The sequence below is a fragment of the Terriglobales bacterium genome (genome assembly GCA_035543055.1).
Taxonomy (GTDB): Bacteria; Acidobacteriota; Terriglobia; order Terriglobales; family Acidobacteriaceae; genus JAIQFD01.
The window spans coordinates 1-14,765 of the sequence record DATKKJ010000006.1 but is presented as its reverse complement, the minus strand read 5'-3'; the positions used below and the strand labels follow the sequence as shown (position 1 = coordinate 14,765).

The following is a 14,765-nucleotide window of genomic DNA, read 5'->3' as shown; positions in this document are numbered from 1 at the left end:
TTCGGACTTACGTCCTCGTCAGGGTCGCCAGGGCGAGTCAGGGCTAAAGCCCTGACCTACGAGCCCGGGACTACCTCTTTTAATGCGAGCGTTCCCAGCACCTCCGTGCTGGGCTAACCCTGCGTCCCGTGTTCCGAATCCAGAACAAGACAGGGCCTGGCGCGGCGGGTGCGGGCCTGGGTGGCAGAATGGCCGCATCCATGGATTGGCAACATGAACGCCGGCTGGTATTCGAGATCTCCCCGGGCTGGAGGGGGTGGTTCTGCGAACGCTGCTGCTGGAGCCGCCCGCTGCCGGAGTCCGAGGCCCAGCGCACCGAGCAGGCCAAGCAGGTCGAATCCGACTTCAAAGCCCACGATTGCGAGAGTTTCGCGCGGGCGCAGTGGAAGAAGTGAGCGCAGAGCCGGGCCGCCATGCGCGGTGCGACACGGCCCGCGCGAGGGCGCGCGGGCTACTTTGTCCAGCCAAGAGGCGCTCCCCGTTCTCAGTGGATCTCGCTCTCGTGGTGGCGGAGGCGGGCGGCCCATCCTTCGCACCACCAAAGGCGGGTGGGATTGAAGGACATCGGCCCCCCGGTCCTTGTTCGGAAATCAGAACAAGATGGCCAGGCGCGGCCGGGGAACGCCGCGCTCCGGCTAGGCTTCCCCTGGTGCGTCGAGGCCGAGAGAGTACCGACAAAAATCAAGTCCGTGGCGCGTACATCCCGGCCCGGCGCACCGGTGCTTGCCGGGAACGCGTTCGGCGGCGCCTCAGTGGATCTCGCTCTCGTGGTAGCGGAGGGATTTCCACTGGCCTCCATGCTTGACCCACACTTCGGTGACGGCGAGCTTGAAGTCCTGCGGCTTGCCGTTGCCGAAGGTGGCGCTGCCCGAGGAGATGTAGGTCGCTAAGGCGACGTCGGGGGCCAGCGGCGTCACCTTGAAATCGCTGAAGCTGTACTTGTGCACTATGATCTGGTGCGAGACCTGGGCCGCCGCCTGCGCGTCGCGCGGAGGCTTCTGGTCGGCGATCACCGCGGTGTAGCCGGGCGCGGAAAGCGCCATCAGAGTCTTGTCGTCGTGCTTCTGGAAGGCGTCCCAGCCCGCTTTCTCCACCTTCTCGATGGTGGCCTGCAGGTCGGCGCCGCCGCCCTTCGCCGTCTTCGCGGCGGGCTTGGAGGCGGAGGTTTGGGCGAAGGCGATGCCGGACAACAGCAGGACCATGACGCAGCGGCGGGCGTGGGACATGCGATCCTCCTCAAGAGCGGGCGGCAGGATACCAGAACCGCCTTTCGGGCGCAGATTTTTCTTGCGCGCGCATCCCGTGCGAAATCAATCGGTTGGGGACTAGGTATAGCTAAGAGATATTTTCGTGTGAGGTAAGTCACAGACGAAGATTGGGTAATCGGGTAATTTGGCAATCGGGTAATTGGGGGCGGTGCGCGTCGCATACAGGGGAGGAAGGAAAGAGAGTGGGGAGTGAGGCAGTCGCCAGTCGCCAGTCGTCAGTCGCCAGCTAAAACCAATCGTTACAACCACATAGAGAGAATCGCCGGGATGAAGTCGAGGCTCCGCAAGGGGGAGATCGCCGAGGCCCTGTTCGTAGCCAAGGCGCTCAGCCTGGGGATGAACGTCTCCAAGCCCTTCGGCCAGAACTGCCGCTATGACTTCATGGTCGAGGTCATGGGCCGGGTCAGCCGGGTCCAGGTGAAATCGACTTGGAGAATCGGCAACTGGACACGTCGTGTGGACGGAACACGAAGGCCCTGCCGGAACGCCTATATAGTCCGGTGCGGCGGCTCGGGCACACACGGCCAGAGTCGCTACCGCCTGAGCGACCTCGATTACATCGCCGCCTATATCGGCCTGGAGGACGAGTGGTTCATCATCCCCCTGGCGCGGGTTCACACTCCCTTCTATATCGTGCTGCCGGGGCGGTATGCACGCTATCGCGAGGCGTGGGACCTGCTGTGTCCGAAGGGGACGTACGTCGGGGACATCCAGGCGGCCGCCGACCCGCGGGCAGGAGGCGGGTGGCAGGAGGCAGCGAAAGACTCACCGCAAAGGGCACAAGGGCACACGAAGGAAGACACGAAGGAAGAGTTGGCGGGTGGGCTACCGTGGGATTGGTGATTGGCGATTTGTAATTTGTAATTTGAGGAACACTGCGGCGGTGGTAGCGTAACTGGTCTTAAGGAGGGGGAATCCATGCGAACCGTCAGGTTGCTGATCTGCCTGCTGGGGCTGGCCGCGGTGGCGGCGGCCCAGCAGAAACCCGCTACACCCGCCGCTACGCCCGCCCCGGCGGCACCGGAGAAGCTGAGCGTCACCGTCTCCGAGGCCAACCCGCTCAGCGCCTGGAACCGGCACGCCTACGGCATCATCCAGGACATCCTGCTGCGTTCGGCGGAGAAGATGCCGGAGGAGAACTACGGCTTCCGGCCGACCGAGGCGGTGCGCAGCTACGGGCAGATCGTCGGGCACCTGGCCGACTCCAGCTACTTCTTCTGCACCACGGCGCTGGGGCAGCCGTACACCTCCCGGAACATCGAGAAGACCAGGACGTCGAAGGCGGAGCTGATCGCCGCCCTGAAGGAGGCGGTTGCCTTCTGCAACCAGGTCTATGGCGGCATGACCGACGCCGCGGGCACGCAGACGGTGACCCTCTTCGGGAACGCAAACACCCCCAAGCTGGCGGTGCTGAACGTCAACGAGATCCACAGCATGGAGCACTACGGCAACCTGGTGACCTACCTGCGGATGAAGAACATCGTGCCGCCCTCGAGCGAGCCGGCGCCGCAGCCGCCGCCGGCGAAGAAGTGAGAGGAATCGGTGATTGGTGATTGGTGATTTGCGATTGGTGATTTCCTCGGCGTGCTCGGTGTCTCTGTGGTGGGTTTTCTCTCGGGATGCTAGGCTAATGCCCCGATGCCTGCGGCCGTCGATCCCGAGCCCGATGTCCAGCGAATGAACGACGCCTACTGCGCCGCCTACAATGCCGGCGACCTGGGAAAGCTGCTGGCCTTCCTGGCCGAGGACGCGATGACCCTCTCGCCCGACCAGGCGCCGGTGCGGGGGCGCGAGGCGCATCGCAAGTACTTCGCAGTGGGCTTGGCGCGCGAAACCAGCCGCAAGCTGACCCTGACCTCCATCCGCAGCCAGCGCGTCGGCGAGCTGCTCTACGACGGCGGCGAGTGGACGAACACCGTCACCTCGGCGGACGGCAAGTCGCAGACGGCGTCCGGCTTCTATCTCACCGTGTATCGGCGCGAGCGGGGCGGGTGGAAGGCCGTGGTGACGACGTTCAATTTCAAGCAGTAGCCATCAGCCGTCAGCCAAGACCTTTCACCACAGAGGCCCAGGGGACCACAGGGAGATGGTTACCTGGGGCGCAGGGTGCCGGCGCGCTTCTTTTCCTCGATGCGCTGGAGCCAGGCGGAGTGTTCGGCGTCGCCCCAGTGTCCGATGAAGATGACGTAGCCGTCGGGGTCCTCGACCCGCACCTCGCCGCTCATCATGTAGGGGGGATGGTTGATCTTGGAGACCTTGACGCCGTGGGCCAGCAGATGCTCGCGCAGTCCGGGCAAGTCGGGCGTATACATGAACGCGGGCTGGGATTGGGTGCGGGGATCGACCGGGTGCTCGTCCTCGGCGAGGAAGAGCATGATGGCGCCGCCCTCGCAGTGGAGGCGGGCCCATCCGAAGCAGGAGGGGTCGCCCTCGGTGTCGATGAGCTCGAAGCCGAGGAGCTCGTAGAACCTGATGGAGCGGGCGACGTCGGCGACGTGCAGCATGGGAGTCCAATATCCGGCTTTGGCGGGCATGGGGGGAGATAGTACCAAGTACCAAGTACCAAGTACCAAGTATCAAGTATCAAGTATCAAGTATCAAACACAAGACAATCAGGGCTGGCCGTAGGGACGGGCCTTGTCGTAATCCTTGCCGTACTTGTTCTTGTGGCCGACGGGGCCCTGGATGGCGTCCACCAGGCGGAGGGTGGCGGCGGATTCGGCGGGCAGGGTGAGCTCGCGGGTGAGGGCCTGCAGGGCCTCGGTGGCGGCGCGCTCGTACCCAGCTATTGCAGGCGGTGGCGGAGATGCTGGGGAACGGGAAGGGGCGCGCGGCGGGGGCTGGCACCCCGTAGGTCGAAGTCTTTGCCGGAGTCACAAGCCGCAAGATCCCTAAAACCCCCACTCAGCGAATCAGTCGGTCCAGTTCGCGGGCGTCAAGACCGGACTCACGATAGTACTTCCGGCACAGCTCAAGGAATGTGAATCCGTCCTCGTAGGCGCCGAAGCTACCCTCGACCGCCTTGTCCAAGTAAATGAGCCCGCCCTCGACGATGAAGAGTACCAGCGCTGGTTCTGGCGAGTCATCGGTCACAACCAGTGTGTGAGCCTCGCCGGCGGGTTCGTAGATGAAGGTCCCGGGCTTGGCGATCCAGTCATGCTCCAGGTATCGCCAGTGACCACGCATGGTGTAGCCACGAACCGTGCCAACGTGGTAGTGAATGCCGAGTTTGGCGCCGGGGAGAGCCTTCAGGACAACGCTGAACCCTCCGGAGGTGACGTTAAAGCAGCACGGCTGCAGCCAGACACCCTCCGCATAAGGAATCCAGCGGCGGTGATCGTCCAGGTTAATGTTGGCGATAAAGTGTTCGCGGTTCCTTCGATCCGGCTCGAGGCCGTCGGTGAAACTGTTGAAGGCAGTGATCGGCATTTGCCGCTCCTGTGTAACCGAGTGATTGTGCAGGTTGGAAGAATACAACACGGAACTGGCGATAACGGCCCTTATCACCAGTTGCGCATGCCCGTCCCCCACTGCGGCCCGGCCGCATTTTGTTGCTGCTTCCTCTGTGCTATGGTCGGCGGCATGGATGAGGGGCGCAAGCCGCCGCCGCCGGTGAAAGCTCCAGAGCCGATACAGACGTGTCCGAACTGCGGACAGCGGCTGGTGGAGCTCAAGTGCAAGCTGGTGTGCGAGAAGTGCGGGTTCTTCCTGAGCTGCTCGGATTTCTACTAGAGGCGCCAGTCGGCAGTCGTAAGCAAACGTCGCCCCCTGGGGATCCTTCGCGCAATTCGCGCTCAGGATTTCGGCTGCGGGCTCAGACGCCCGCAAGGCGCCTCAAGGTGTAACCTAGGAGGGTTTTGAAGTAGCGAAAGGAGGCCGTATGCAACGCAAGGGAAGCGCGGTGTGGAAGGGTGGCCTGAAGGACGGCAAGGGCACCGTGTCCACCGCAAGCGGGGTGCTGAAAGAGACGCAATACTCATTCGCCACCCGGTTCGAGAACGGCGCCGGGACCAATCCGGAAGAGCTGATCGCGGCTGCCCACGCGGGATGCTTCTCGATGGCGCTGTCGGCGCAGCTGGGGAATGTGGGTATGACGCCGGAGGCGATCGAAACCACCGCCACGCTCACGATGGAGAAGTTGGAGGCAGGCTTCACCATCACCGCCGTGCACCTGGACGTGACCGCGCGCATCCCAGGCGGTGACCGGGCGAAGTTCGAGCAGGCAGCTAAGAACGCCAAAGAGGGTTGTCCGGTGTCGCGGGTGCTGAACGCAAAGATCACCATGGACGCCAAACTGGTGGGGGAGAAAGCGGCCTAGCAGTACCCAGTACCTAGTCCCCAGTACCAGCGGGACCCGGAAGGGTTCCGCTGTTGTTTTTCTCATGAAGCGGTCAGGACTGGGCGCGGAGGATCTCGCGGATCTCGCGGTTGATGCGGGCGGCCTCGCGGATGGCGGTGTCGATGAGCTCGGCCCACTTCTTGCTGGCTTCGTCGAGCCGGCTCTGGGAGAGCAGGTAGGTGGCCTGCATGACGGTCTCGATGGAATTGCTGAGGTCGTGGGCCAGGGAACGCAACTGCTTGTTCACTTCCGGGGACATCTTGGGGGAGGGTTCCATCTGGGGCTGGGGGGGCATCGGGTTCTCCTGCCGCTGCAGTTTACATCCTCCGACACCTTCTCGGGGAAAAGGGCCATCGATTGGACTCCCGAAACGGCGCGAACGTTGTGCGCGGGCGCAATTTTCGCTGTCCGGTGGTTTGACACTCCCGCACAGCGCCTGTAAGAATAATGTCGTCAACCTGCTCTCCTATTCCCGTGCCGAAGTGGCGGAATTGGCAGACGCGCATGGTTCAGGTCCATGTGCCCGCAAGGGCGTGGGGGTTCGAGTCCCTTCTTCGGCACCATCAGATTGCAATATTCGCCAGAGGTAGAGGTCCTTCGCTCCGCTCAGGATTTCGCCTGCGGGCTCGCGCTTCGCTCACGCCCGCAAGACGGCTCAAGTTCGAGTCCCTTCTTCGGCACCAATCAAGCTCTTGGCCATTAGCGGTTAGCTCTTAGTTCTCGTTTTGGTGTTTGTTCCGGGCAGCATGCCGCCGATTAACAGTCGTCTTTTTCTCGCGATCGCTGTCACGATTTGTGTTCCAACCTCCGTATTTGCTCAGAAGCCCGTATCCTCGACTGACGCGGAGCCGACGCACTGTTCAATTAACAAGCATGCAAAGCCGCCGATCACGGCTGCCTATCCTGAATCACTGAAGGGCAGTGGAATAAAGGGTGTGGTTCGTCTGCACGTGATTGTGGGTACGGATGGCTGCCCCAGGCAGGTAACCGTCGCGAAGAAGCTCCATCCGCAGCTGGATAAACTAGCGAAACAGGCCGTTGAAACCTGGAAGTTTGAGCCTGCGATGAAGGGCGGCAAGCCGGTGACGGTTCTTATCTCGCTTGACGTCGAGTTCGAAGAAAAGTAGCCCTCGCTCCTGTCCCTTCACTGCCCGATTGTCCTCCCCGGCGCGGAGCAAGCCGATATACTCTCAAGCCATGGTTGTGACGCTGGAACAGATCGTGGCGCATACCCGCAAGAAGGTGGCAGAGTGGAAGCGCGCGACCGATCACCGGGAGATGGAGCGGCTGGCGGAGACGCGCGTGCCCAAGGACTTCCGGGGGACGCTGCTGCGGGCGTCAGCACGCGGGCCGGCCATCATCGCGGAATTGAAGAAGGCATCGCCCTCGAAGGGCATGATCCGCGGGACCCTGCACGTAGCCGCGCTGGCCAGCGGCTTCGAGGCGGCGGGAGCGGCGGCCCTGTCGGTGCTGACCGAAGAGGACTACTTCCAGGGCTCGATCGCCAACCTGTACGAGGCGTCGGCGGCCACCAAGCTGCCCTGCCTGCGCAAAGACTTCATCGTGGACCGGATCCAGATCGTGGAGGCAAAAGCCGCGGGCGCCGATGCGGTGCTGCTGATCGTTGGCGCGCTGGCGGCGGTCGAGTTTACCCACCTCTATGGACAGACCCAGGAGCTTGGGCTGCCAGCGCTGTGCGAGGTCCACGACGAGAAAGAACTGGAGATGGCGGCAGCGGTGGGCGCCAATCTGATCGGGGTGAACAGCCGTGACCTGCATACGTTCCAGGTGGACCTGGAGACCGCCGTGCGCCTTGCCCCCAAGCTTCCCAAGGGGGCGGTGCGGGTGGCGGAGAGCGGGATCAACTCAGGGGCGGACATCCGCAGGTTGCGCGACGCCGGCTACCAGGCGTTCTTGATCGGCGAGTCGCTGATGAAGGCGGAATCGCCGGAGGAGGCGCTGCGCCGCCTGATCGCGGAAGCCAAGGCGCCGCCGCTGGGCAGCGCGGGCGTGGCGACCTGGGGGGCGGGAACGAAGGATTGATCGCCGTGACCGCCGGAGAGGCTTCGGGGGAACGCGCCCCACTACCGTGGGGCTCTCGTTCCGCTGCAGGCGGTAGGTCCTCACGCTTGTCCCTACGGGACAGCGCTCAGGATGACAATTTTGAGTTTTTATGTGGGTCAAGATTTGCGGCAACACGAACCTGGAGGACGCGCGTGCGACGGTGGAAGCAGGCGCCGACGCGCTGGGGTTCATCTTTGCTCCCAGCCCGCGGCGGATCAGCCCCAGGGAAGCGAAGAAGATCATCGCCGAGCTGCCGGAGGGCGTGGAGAAGGTCGGCGTCTTTGTGAACCAGAAGCCCGAGATCATTCTGGACACGGTGGAGACGGCGGGGCTGACGGGCGTGCAGTTGCATGGCGACGAAGGACCGCGGCTGGCGCGCACGATCGGGCGCACCGGGATCAAGGTTTACAAGGCATTATCCGCAGCGGTGTTGGAGAACGAGGCGGACGGCTTTGCGGACGCCGTCGATGCGCTGTTCGTGGATGCCGGTTCCGATAAGAGGCGCGGAGGAGCGGGGAAGCTGTTTGATTGGGATCGGGCGGCGCCCATAGTGCGGCTGTTGCGGCGGAAGGTGAACATCGTAGTGGCCGGCGGACTGGAGGCCGGCAACGTGGGCCGCGCAATCGAGTTGTTTCATCCTTGGGGGGTGGACGTGGTCAGCGGCGTGGAGAGAGAGCCGGGAAAGAAGGATCACGAGAAGGTAAGAGCGTTCGTGAAGGCAGCGAAGGCGGCGGCGCAGGCCTGACGGCCTGCGCCGCAGGAAGAGTCACCCTACTTGCAGGCACGCTCCCGCGGGCGTCGCACGTTCGGCCCTGGGTCGCGCCTGCAAGTAGGGTGACAAGAGAAACAAGAGAAGAATATCAGTGAAAGCACAGCTCAAATCCGCGGTCGGGCGGTTCGGGGCGTACGGAGGCAGGTACGTGCCGGAGACGCTCATGGCGGCGCTCGAGCAATTGGAGCACGCCTACGAGGCGGCGAAGAAGGACCGGAAGTTCCAGGCGGAGTTGCAGAGGCTGTTGGAAGAGTATGCGGGACGCCCTACCCCGCTCACGTTTGCGGGGCGGCTGACGAAGAAGCTGGGCGGGGCCAGGATCTACCTGAAGCGCGAAGACTTGCTGCACACCGGCGCGCACAAGATCAACAACTGCCTGGGACAGGCGCTGCTGGCGCAGCGCATGGGCAAGCACCGCATCATCGCGGAGACGGGGGCGGGGCAACATGGGGTAGCGACCGCGACCGTCTGCGCGCTTTTCGGTTTCGAGTGCGTGGTGTACATGGGCACCGAAGATATGCGGCGGCAGGAGCTGAATGTCTTCCGTATGAAGCTGCTGGGCGCAGAGGTGCGGGGCGTCGACGCCGGCCAGCGCACGCTGAAGGACGCGATCAACGAGGCCATGCGCGATTGGGTGACCAATGTGCGCACCACCCATTACCTGCTGGGGAGCGTGCTGGGCGCGCATCCGTATCCGACGATGGTGCGGGACTTCCACCGGGTGATCGGAAAAGAGACGCGGGCGCAGATCAGGAAAGCGGAAGGAAGGCTGCCGTCAGCGATCATCGCGTGCGTGGGCGGCGGATCGAATGCGATGGGGATCTTCTACGAGTTCCTGGGCGACAAGCAGGTGAAGCTGGTCGGGGTCGAGGCCGGGGGCCGCGGGATCCACCTGGGCGAGCACGCGGCGCGAGTGGCGGCGGGCATCGAAGGCGGCGTGCCAGGCGTGCTTCAGGGCACCTACACCTACGTGCTTCAGGACGAGGCCGGGCAGATCGCGCCGACGCACTCGGTGTCGGCGGGATTGGACTACCCGGCGCTGGGGCCGGAGCACGCGGGGCTCCGGGACGCGGGCCGGGCGGAGTATGTTGCGGCGACGGATGAGGAAGCGCTGGAGGCCTGCAAGGTGCTGGCGCAGACCGAAGGCATCATCCCGGCGCTGGAGTCGGCGCACGCGGTGGCGGAAACGATCAAGAGGGCGCCGCGCATGCGCAAGACCGACATCGTGGTCGTGAACGTCTCCGGGCGCGGAGACAAGGACATGGGCATCCTGACCCAGAAACTGAAGCTGTAACCTCGGCGGACGAATGCCAATCACTCTCGACAAACGGCCGGCGCTGATCGCGTACCTGACCTGCGGGGACCCCGATCTCGCGACCACGCGCGCGGTGGCGCTGGCGGCGATCGACGCGGGCGCTGCGGTGATCGAGCTGGGCGTGCCGTTCAGCGATCCGGTGGCCGACGGGCCGGTGATCCAGCGGGCCAGCGAGCGGGCGCTGGCCAACGGCGTGTCGCTGGGAGACGTGATCGCGCTGGGAAGAGGACTGCGGAAGGCGCGGCCGCGGGCCGGGCTGATCGTGTTCTCCTATTTGAATCCGGTCCTGCGTTTGGGCCTGGCGCGGTTCTGCGCGGCGTCGGCGGATGCCGGGCTGGACGGAGCCCTGATCACCGACCTCACGCTGGAAGAGGCGGACGAGTATCTGGCATGCATGCGGGCGCGGGAGCTGGCGACCGTGTTCCTGGCGGCGCCGACCTCGACCGACCGGCGGCTGCGGCGGATCGCCAAGGCCTGCTCCGGGTTCGTGTACGCTGTATCACGTACCGGTGTGACCGGTACGCGCCAGGAGCTGGCGGCCGATGCGCGACAATTGGTCCACCGGCTACGCCGCTACACCACGCTGCCGCTGGCGTTGGGCTTCGGGGTCTCGACCCCGGAGCAATTCGCGGAGGTGGGCGGGTTCGCCGACGCGGCGGTGGTGGGCAGCGCCATCGTGCAGACGATCGAAAAGGCAGAGAAGGCCGGAGCGGCGGGGGCGGTGGGAGCGTTTGTGGCCTCGTTGGTAGCGGCGAAGCCGGCCGCGAAAGGCAGTCAGCACTAGAGCCTATGGACATCGCAGAGTGGCGTAAAAGGATCGATGAACTGGACCGCAGGCTGGTGGAGCTGTTGAACGCGCGCGCCCTGGCCGCCAAGGAGATCGGCAAGCTGAAGCGCGATACCAAGCTGCCGGTCTACGAGCCGGACCGGGAGAAAGTGATCCACGAGAACGTGCGCAAGCACAACCGCGGCCCGCTGCCGGACGCTGCCCTCATGCACATCTACGAACGGATCATCGACGTCATGCGCAAGCTGCAGCGGGACGAGATCGGCGAGCGCGGCGAAGCGGCGGCGGGAGAGACCGAGTTGGAGCCGAAGGACTAGCCGGCAGCCAGGGAACCCATGATCGTAGCGATGGCGGAAAACGCGGCCGAGGAACAGATCCAGCGGGTGATCGAGCGGCTGGTGAACCTCGGGTACGAAGTGCACCGCAGCACCGGTGCGCAGCAGACCGTGCTGGGGGTGGTGGGCAAGACCATCGACTTCGACATCCGCGACATCGAGGTGATGGAGGGCGTGCGCGAGGTGCACCGCGTCAGCTCGCCCTATAAGCTGGTGGCGAGAAGTTTCCGGCCCGAAGGCACGGTCGTGCGCTTCGCCAACGGCCTGAGCATCGGCGGCCCCGAGGTAGTGGTGATGGCGGGGCCGTGCTCGGTGGAATCGCAGGAGCAGTTGTTCACCATCGCGCAACAGGTCTCGCAGGCAGGGGCGCGCGTGCTGCGCGGGGGCGCGTTCAAGCCGCGCTCGTCGCCCTACTCTTTCCAGGGGCTGGGCGAAGACGGGCTGAAACTGCTGCGGGAAGCGGGCGAGAAGTTCGGGTTGCTGGTGATCAGCGAGGTGATGGAGATCTCGCAGATCCCGCTGATGACGCCCTACGTAGACATCTTCCAGGTGGGGGCGCGCAACATGCAGAACTTCAACCTGCTGCGCGAGCTGGGCAAGGCGCGCAAGCCGGTGATGTTGAAGCGCGGCATCGCCGCCACGCTGGAGGAGATGCTGCTTTCGGCCGAGTACATCATGAGTGGCGGGAACTACGACGTGATCCTGTGCGAACGCGGCATCCGGACGTTCGAAACCTACACCCGCAACACCATGGACATCTCGGCCATCCCGATCGTGCACAAGCTCTCGCACCTGCCGATGACGGCGGACCCGTCGCACGGCACCGGGCGGCGCGACAAGGTGTCACCCATGGCGCGGGCGGCGGTGGCGGCGGGCGCCGATGCCATCATCGTCGAGGTGCATCACCAGCCGGAGAAGGCGCTGAGCGACGGGGCGCAGTCGCTTTACCCGGAGCAGTTCGCCAAGCTCATGGACGAACTGCGAATGATCGCGCCGGCGGTGGGGCGGAAGATCGCTTAGGGTCTATCGAAACCTCGAGGCCTTGTTTAAGCAAATCACCATCATCGGAACCGGCTTGATCGGCGGGTCGCTGGCCCTGGCGGCGAAGAAGGACAAGCTCGTCGGGAGGGTCGTCGGCTGCGACCGGGCGGAAACGCTGGAGCACGCGCAGAAGATGGGCGCGATCGACAGCGGATCGAGCGATCCGGCGCAGGCCTCGGCGGGCAGCCAGGCGGTGGTGCTGGCCACGCCGGTGGGAGCGATTCTAGACTTCGTGGAGCGGATCGCGCCCCGGCTGCCGCCGGATGTGCTGGTCACCGACGTCGGCAGCACCAAGAAAGAGATGGTGGAGCGGGCGCGGGCGGCGCTGGGCGAGGAGGCCGGCCGGCGCATCCTGCCGGGACACCCGATGGCGGGAAAAGAACGCAGCGGACTGGAGCAGGCGGATGCGGAGCTGTTCCTGGGAACGGTGTGGCTGTTCACGCCGATGGGCGGATCCGAGACCCGTCCCCAAGGCCGGGCGGGGGAATGGGTCACGCTGGTGGAGAAGCTGGGGGCGAAGGCCCTGTTCATGGACGTGGAGCGGCATGACCGGCTGTGTGCCTGGATCAGCCACCTGCCGCAGATGATCTCCACCGCGCTGGCGAGCACGCTGGAAGACCAGGTGGGCGACGACGCCGAGATCAAGGCCATCGGCGGCCGGGCGTTGCGGGAGATGACCCGCATCGCGGCCAGCCCGTACTCGATGTGGCGCGACATCGCCATGACCAACACCGGGAACCTGGAAGAAGCCCTGCTGCGCCTGGAGCAAAAGCTGGCCTACATCCGCGAGAACCTGAAGACCGCGGGCCTGCGTGAAGAATTCGAGCGCGGCAACAAGTTCCATCGATGAAGAGCAAGGGCAAAGGGCGCCGGCTGCGATGGATCAACCTGTGGCCCCCCTTGCTGGGCGCGGGCATCCGGGTCACGCGCATCGATCCCGAGATGCGCGCCGTCGACGTGGAGATGAAGCTGACGCCCTGGAACAAGAATTATGTCGGCACCCACTACGGCGGCTCGCTGTACTCCATGGCCGATCCCTTCTACATGCTGATGCTGATGGAGAACCTGGGGCGGGAATACATCGTGTGGGACAAGGCGGCCACCATCCGCTTCCGCAAGCCGGGCAAGGGCACGGTGCGGGCGGAGTTCCGGCTGTCGGAGCAGCAGGTCGAGGACATTCGGGAGCGCCTGAAGTCGGAGCCCAAGGTGGAACCCACTTTCGTGGTGGAGATCAAAGACGCCCACGGGACGGTGATTGCCGAGATCGAGAAGCTGCTCTACGTGCGCAAGAAGTGAAGGCGACCGGCGCATTTGCGCGCGTTCGCTGCACCTGATTACAATCGCGAGTTCGGCGACAAGGACTGATCCCTATGAAGAAAGTGGTACGCGACGCAGATGAAGCGGTAAAGGACATCCAGGACGGCGCCAGCATCATGGTGGGCGGCTTCGGGCTGTGCGGCATCCCGGAAAATCTGATTGACGCGCTCATCCGCAAGGGCGTGAAAAACCTGACCACCATGAGCAACAACGCCGGGGTGGACGAATTCGGGCTGGGCAAGCTGCTGTACGCGGGGGCGATCAAGAAGCACATCGGGACCTACGTCGGGGAGAACAAGAAACTGGAGCAGATGGTCCTGAGCGGCGAACTGGAGCTGGAGCTGAACCCGCAGGGGACGTTCGCCGAGCGGATCCGGGCGGGTGGCGCCGGGATCGCGGCGTTCTTCACCCCGACCGGCTACGGCACGGTGATCGCCGAAGGCAAGGAAGCGCGCGATTTCAACGGGCGCATGTACATCATGGAGCGCGCGCTGACCGCCGATTTCGCACTGATCAAGGCGTGGAAAGGCGACCCGTGGGGCAACCTCGTCTATCGCAAGACGGCGCGGAACTTCAACCCCATGATGGCCACGGCGGCCAGGGTGACGATCGCGGAGGTCGAGGAACTGGTCGAGGTCGGGCAGCTCGATCCCGACCTGGTACACACCCCCAGCGTGTACGTGAACCGCATCTTCCAGGGTACGAAGTACGAGAAGCGCATCGAGAAACGGACGGTGCGGAAGGCGGGAGTGTGATCGCCGTGATCGCCGAAATCGCCGTGATCTGAATGCCAGCCCCGGACAGTACGATCGAGGAAGTCAGGACCAGCGTCCTTCGCTACATCCGGATGTACGAGGAGGGGCAGTTCACGCTGGGCGACCTGGCGGCGGAGATCGCGGTGATGGCGCCGGCGTACGATCACGCCATGGGCGGAATCGAAGACCCCTACGGCGAGCTGCTGGCGGTGGCGTACAAGTACAAGAAGCAGTCCGATAAGGACGCGAGCACCTCGTATGAGGAACTCGAAAGAGCGTTAACGGATTTTCGTAGAGCTGAGGCGGCTTGGTGAGGGTAGGGGTCCTTCGACTCGCGCGTAAGCACGCTCGCTCAGGATGACAGTCTTACAAGGGATCTAATATGGCAGCGACACCGACGACACCGAGAGTGGACAAGCAGAAAGACACAGTCAAGCGCGACCGCATCGTCAAGCGGGTGGCGCAGGAGCTGCGCGACGGCTATTACGTCAACCTGGGCATCGGCATGCCGACGCTGGTGGCGAACTTCGTGCCCAAAGGCATGGAAGTCGTGCTGCAGAGCGAGAACGGGATGCTGGGCATCGGGCCGTTTCCCCTGGAGGGCAAGGAGGATCCGGACCTGATCAACGCGGGGAAGGAGACAGTCACGGAGATCCCGGGCACGGCTTATTTCTCCAGCGCCGATTCCTTTGCCATGATCCGCGGCGGACATGTGGACCTGAGCGTCCTGGGCGCCATGGAGGTGGATGAGGAAGGGAACCTGGCCAACTGG

Annotated in this window: 22 protein-coding genes and 1 tRNA gene; 19 read left to right on the top strand and 4 right to left on the bottom strand. The window is 64.3% G+C overall.

Annotated features, from left to right (window positions below):
* Positions 1 to 188 precede the first annotated feature (188 nt).
* On the top strand, positions 189 to 395 hold the full coding sequence (locus tag VMS96_00370) for a hypothetical protein (GenBank protein HVP41851.1): 207 nt from the start codon (positions 189 to 191) through the stop codon (positions 393 to 395).
* 354 nt (positions 396 to 749) lie between these two features.
* On the opposite strand, the gene VMS96_00365 is transcribed toward VMS96_00370, so the two are convergent.
* Positions 750 to 1,226 carry a nuclear transport factor 2 family protein gene (locus tag VMS96_00365; GenBank protein ID HVP41850.1) on the bottom strand — a complete coding sequence of 159 codons (477 nt, stop codon included), beginning with the start codon at positions 1,224 to 1,226 and terminating at the stop codon, positions 750 to 752.
* Between the two features lie 309 nt (positions 1,227 to 1,535).
* Here VMS96_00365 and VMS96_00360 point away from each other — a divergent pair, with 309 nt between their 5' ends.
* The 3 genes from VMS96_00360 (at position 1,536) to VMS96_00350 (ending at position 3,299) form a co-directional block, all read left to right on the top strand.
* Positions 1,536 to 2,111, top strand: coding sequence for a group I intron-associated PD-(D/E)XK endonuclease (locus VMS96_00360; protein HVP41849.1), 576 nt, complete (start codon positions 1,536 to 1,538; stop codon positions 2,109 to 2,111).
* A gap of 75 nt (positions 2,112 to 2,186) precedes the next feature.
* On the top strand, positions 2,187 to 2,801 hold the full coding sequence (locus tag VMS96_00355) for a DinB family protein (GenBank protein HVP41848.1): 615 nt from the start codon (positions 2,187 to 2,189) through the stop codon (positions 2,799 to 2,801).
* A gap of 105 nt (positions 2,802 to 2,906) precedes the next feature.
* On the top strand, positions 2,907 to 3,299 hold the full coding sequence (locus VMS96_00350) for a DUF4440 domain-containing protein (GenBank protein ID HVP41847.1): 393 nt from the start codon (positions 2,907 to 2,909) through the stop codon (positions 3,297 to 3,299).
* A 59-nt stretch (positions 3,300 to 3,358) separates the two neighbouring features.
* Here VMS96_00350 and VMS96_00345 read toward each other — a convergent pair whose 3' ends face one another.
* The gene (locus VMS96_00345) at positions 3,359 to 3,802 is read right to left on the bottom strand and encodes a VOC family protein (GenBank protein ID HVP41846.1); all 444 of its coding nucleotides are present in this window, start codon (positions 3,800 to 3,802) and stop codon (positions 3,359 to 3,361) included.
* A gap of 370 nt (positions 3,803 to 4,172) precedes the next feature.
* Positions 4,173 to 4,697, bottom strand: a complete 525-nt coding sequence (locus tag VMS96_00340) for a 2,4'-dihydroxyacetophenone dioxygenase family protein (GenBank protein ID HVP41845.1) — start codon at positions 4,695 to 4,697, stop codon at positions 4,173 to 4,175.
* A gap of 87 nt (positions 4,698 to 4,784) precedes the next feature.
* Here VMS96_00340 and VMS96_00335 point away from each other — a divergent pair, with 87 nt between their 5' ends.
* Positions 4,785 to 5,000, top strand: coding sequence for a hypothetical protein (locus tag VMS96_00335; protein ID HVP41844.1), 216 nt, complete (start codon positions 4,785 to 4,787; stop codon positions 4,998 to 5,000).
* Between the two features lie 148 nt (positions 5,001 to 5,148).
* A complete protein-coding gene (locus VMS96_00330; protein HVP41843.1) occupies positions 5,149 to 5,586 on the top strand; it encodes an OsmC family protein in 438 nt (145 codons plus the stop codon).
* 73 nt (positions 5,587 to 5,659) lie between these two features.
* On the opposite strand, the gene VMS96_00325 is transcribed toward VMS96_00330, so the two are convergent.
* On the bottom strand, positions 5,660 to 5,902 hold the full coding sequence (locus VMS96_00325; protein HVP41842.1) for a hypothetical protein: 243 nt from the start codon (positions 5,900 to 5,902) through the stop codon (positions 5,660 to 5,662).
* 181 nt (positions 5,903 to 6,083) lie between these two features.
* On the opposite strand from VMS96_00325, the gene VMS96_00320 reads away from it, so the two are divergent.
* The 13 genes from VMS96_00320 to VMS96_00260 all read left to right on the top strand — a co-directional run.
* A tRNA-Leu gene (locus tag VMS96_00320) sits at positions 6,084 to 6,170 on the top strand.
* A gap of 183 nt (positions 6,171 to 6,353) precedes the next feature.
* On the top strand, positions 6,354 to 6,734 hold the full coding sequence (locus VMS96_00315; GenBank protein HVP41841.1) for an energy transducer TonB: 381 nt from the start codon (positions 6,354 to 6,356) through the stop codon (positions 6,732 to 6,734).
* Positions 6,735 to 6,804: 70 nt separating this feature from the next.
* Entirely contained in the window at positions 6,805 to 7,650 is an 846-nt protein-coding gene (gene trpC, locus VMS96_00310) for an indole-3-glycerol phosphate synthase TrpC (protein ID HVP41840.1), read from the top strand.
* A gap of 130 nt (positions 7,651 to 7,780) precedes the next feature.
* Positions 7,781 to 8,416 (top strand): phosphoribosylanthranilate isomerase, encoded by a 636-nt coding sequence (locus VMS96_00305; protein ID HVP41839.1) that lies wholly within the window; start codon positions 7,781 to 7,783, stop codon positions 8,414 to 8,416.
* Positions 8,417 to 8,534: 118 nt separating this feature from the next.
* Positions 8,535 to 9,737 carry a tryptophan synthase subunit beta gene (trpB, locus tag VMS96_00300; protein ID HVP41838.1) on the top strand — a complete coding sequence of 401 codons (1,203 nt, stop codon included), beginning with the start codon at positions 8,535 to 8,537 and terminating at the stop codon, positions 9,735 to 9,737.
* A 13-nt stretch (positions 9,738 to 9,750) separates the two neighbouring features.
* Complete coding sequence (gene trpA, locus VMS96_00295) at positions 9,751 to 10,542, top strand: tryptophan synthase subunit alpha (GenBank protein HVP41837.1); 792 nt, start codon at positions 9,751 to 9,753, stop codon at positions 10,540 to 10,542.
* Positions 10,543 to 10,547: 5 nt separating this feature from the next.
* Positions 10,548 to 10,862 carry a chorismate mutase gene (locus tag VMS96_00290; protein ID HVP41836.1) on the top strand — a complete coding sequence of 105 codons (315 nt, stop codon included), beginning with the start codon at positions 10,548 to 10,550 and terminating at the stop codon, positions 10,860 to 10,862.
* A gap of 30 nt (positions 10,863 to 10,892) precedes the next feature.
* Positions 10,893 to 11,900: a 3-deoxy-7-phosphoheptulonate synthase gene (gene aroF, locus VMS96_00285; protein ID HVP41835.1), complete on the top strand. Its 1,008-nt coding sequence runs from the start codon at positions 10,893 to 10,895 to the stop codon at positions 11,898 to 11,900.
* 22 nt (positions 11,901 to 11,922) lie between these two features.
* Positions 11,923 to 12,771, top strand: a complete 849-nt coding sequence (locus VMS96_00280) for a prephenate dehydrogenase (protein ID HVP41834.1) — start codon at positions 11,923 to 11,925, stop codon at positions 12,769 to 12,771.
* Positions 12,768 to 13,217, top strand: a complete 450-nt coding sequence (locus VMS96_00275; GenBank protein HVP41833.1) for a DUF4442 domain-containing protein — start codon at positions 12,768 to 12,770, stop codon at positions 13,215 to 13,217. Before VMS96_00280 ends, VMS96_00275 begins: the two co-directional genes overlap by 4 nt.
* Positions 13,218 to 13,291: 74 nt before the next feature.
* Complete coding sequence (locus VMS96_00270) at positions 13,292 to 13,993, top strand: CoA transferase subunit A (protein ID HVP41832.1); 702 nt, start codon at positions 13,292 to 13,294, stop codon at positions 13,991 to 13,993.
* Positions 13,994 to 14,025: 32 nt separating this feature from the next.
* Positions 14,026 to 14,307, top strand: coding sequence for a hypothetical protein (locus VMS96_00265; protein ID HVP41831.1), 282 nt, complete (start codon positions 14,026 to 14,028; stop codon positions 14,305 to 14,307).
* Positions 14,308 to 14,375: 68 nt separating this feature from the next.
* A partial coding sequence (locus tag VMS96_00260) for a CoA-transferase (protein ID HVP41830.1) occupies positions 14,376 to 14,765 on the top strand: 390 nt, incomplete at its 3' end.

What these genes read in the sequence shown, in the direction of transcription:
- VMS96_00370 (HVP41851.1), top strand. Translation starts at nt 189, where the DNA reads ATGGCCGCATCCATGGATTGGCAACATGAACGCCGGCTGGTATTCGAG.
- VMS96_00365 (HVP41850.1), bottom strand. Translation starts at nt 1,226, where the DNA reads ATGTCCCACGCCCGCCGCTGCGTCATGGTCCTGCTGTTGTCCGGCATC.
- VMS96_00360 (HVP41849.1), top strand. Translation starts at nt 1,536, where the DNA reads ATGAAGTCGAGGCTCCGCAAGGGGGAGATCGCCGAGGCCCTGTTCGTA.
- VMS96_00355 (HVP41848.1), top strand. Translation starts at nt 2,187, where the DNA reads ATGCGAACCGTCAGGTTGCTGATCTGCCTGCTGGGGCTGGCCGCGGTG.
- VMS96_00350 (HVP41847.1), top strand. Translation starts at nt 2,907, where the DNA reads ATGCCTGCGGCCGTCGATCCCGAGCCCGATGTCCAGCGAATGAACGAC.
- VMS96_00345 (HVP41846.1), bottom strand. Translation starts at nt 3,802, where the DNA reads ATGCCCGCCAAAGCCGGATATTGGACTCCCATGCTGCACGTCGCCGAC.
- VMS96_00340 (HVP41845.1), bottom strand. Translation starts at nt 4,697, where the DNA reads ATGCCGATCACTGCCTTCAACAGTTTCACCGACGGCCTCGAGCCGGAT.
- VMS96_00335 (HVP41844.1), top strand. Translation starts at nt 4,785, where the DNA reads ATGCCCGTCCCCCACTGCGGCCCGGCCGCATTTTGTTGCTGCTTCCTC.
- VMS96_00330 (HVP41843.1), top strand. Translation starts at nt 5,149, where the DNA reads ATGCAACGCAAGGGAAGCGCGGTGTGGAAGGGTGGCCTGAAGGACGGC.
- VMS96_00325 (HVP41842.1), bottom strand. Translation starts at nt 5,902, where the DNA reads ATGCCCCCCCAGCCCCAGATGGAACCCTCCCCCAAGATGTCCCCGGAA.
- VMS96_00315 (HVP41841.1), top strand. Translation starts at nt 6,354, where the DNA reads ATGCCGCCGATTAACAGTCGTCTTTTTCTCGCGATCGCTGTCACGATT.
- trpC (HVP41840.1), top strand. Translation starts at nt 6,805, where the DNA reads ATGGTTGTGACGCTGGAACAGATCGTGGCGCATACCCGCAAGAAGGTG.
- VMS96_00305 (HVP41839.1), top strand. Translation starts at nt 7,781, where the DNA reads ATGTGGGTCAAGATTTGCGGCAACACGAACCTGGAGGACGCGCGTGCG.
- trpA (HVP41837.1), top strand. Translation starts at nt 9,751, where the DNA reads ATGCCAATCACTCTCGACAAACGGCCGGCGCTGATCGCGTACCTGACC.
- VMS96_00290 (HVP41836.1), top strand. Translation starts at nt 10,548, where the DNA reads ATGGACATCGCAGAGTGGCGTAAAAGGATCGATGAACTGGACCGCAGG.
- aroF (HVP41835.1), top strand. Translation starts at nt 10,893, where the DNA reads ATGGCGGAAAACGCGGCCGAGGAACAGATCCAGCGGGTGATCGAGCGG.
- VMS96_00275 (HVP41833.1), top strand. Translation starts at nt 12,768, where the DNA reads ATGAAGAGCAAGGGCAAAGGGCGCCGGCTGCGATGGATCAACCTGTGG.
- VMS96_00270 (HVP41832.1), top strand. Translation starts at nt 13,292, where the DNA reads ATGAAGAAAGTGGTACGCGACGCAGATGAAGCGGTAAAGGACATCCAG.
- VMS96_00265 (HVP41831.1), top strand. Translation starts at nt 14,026, where the DNA reads ATGCCAGCCCCGGACAGTACGATCGAGGAAGTCAGGACCAGCGTCCTT.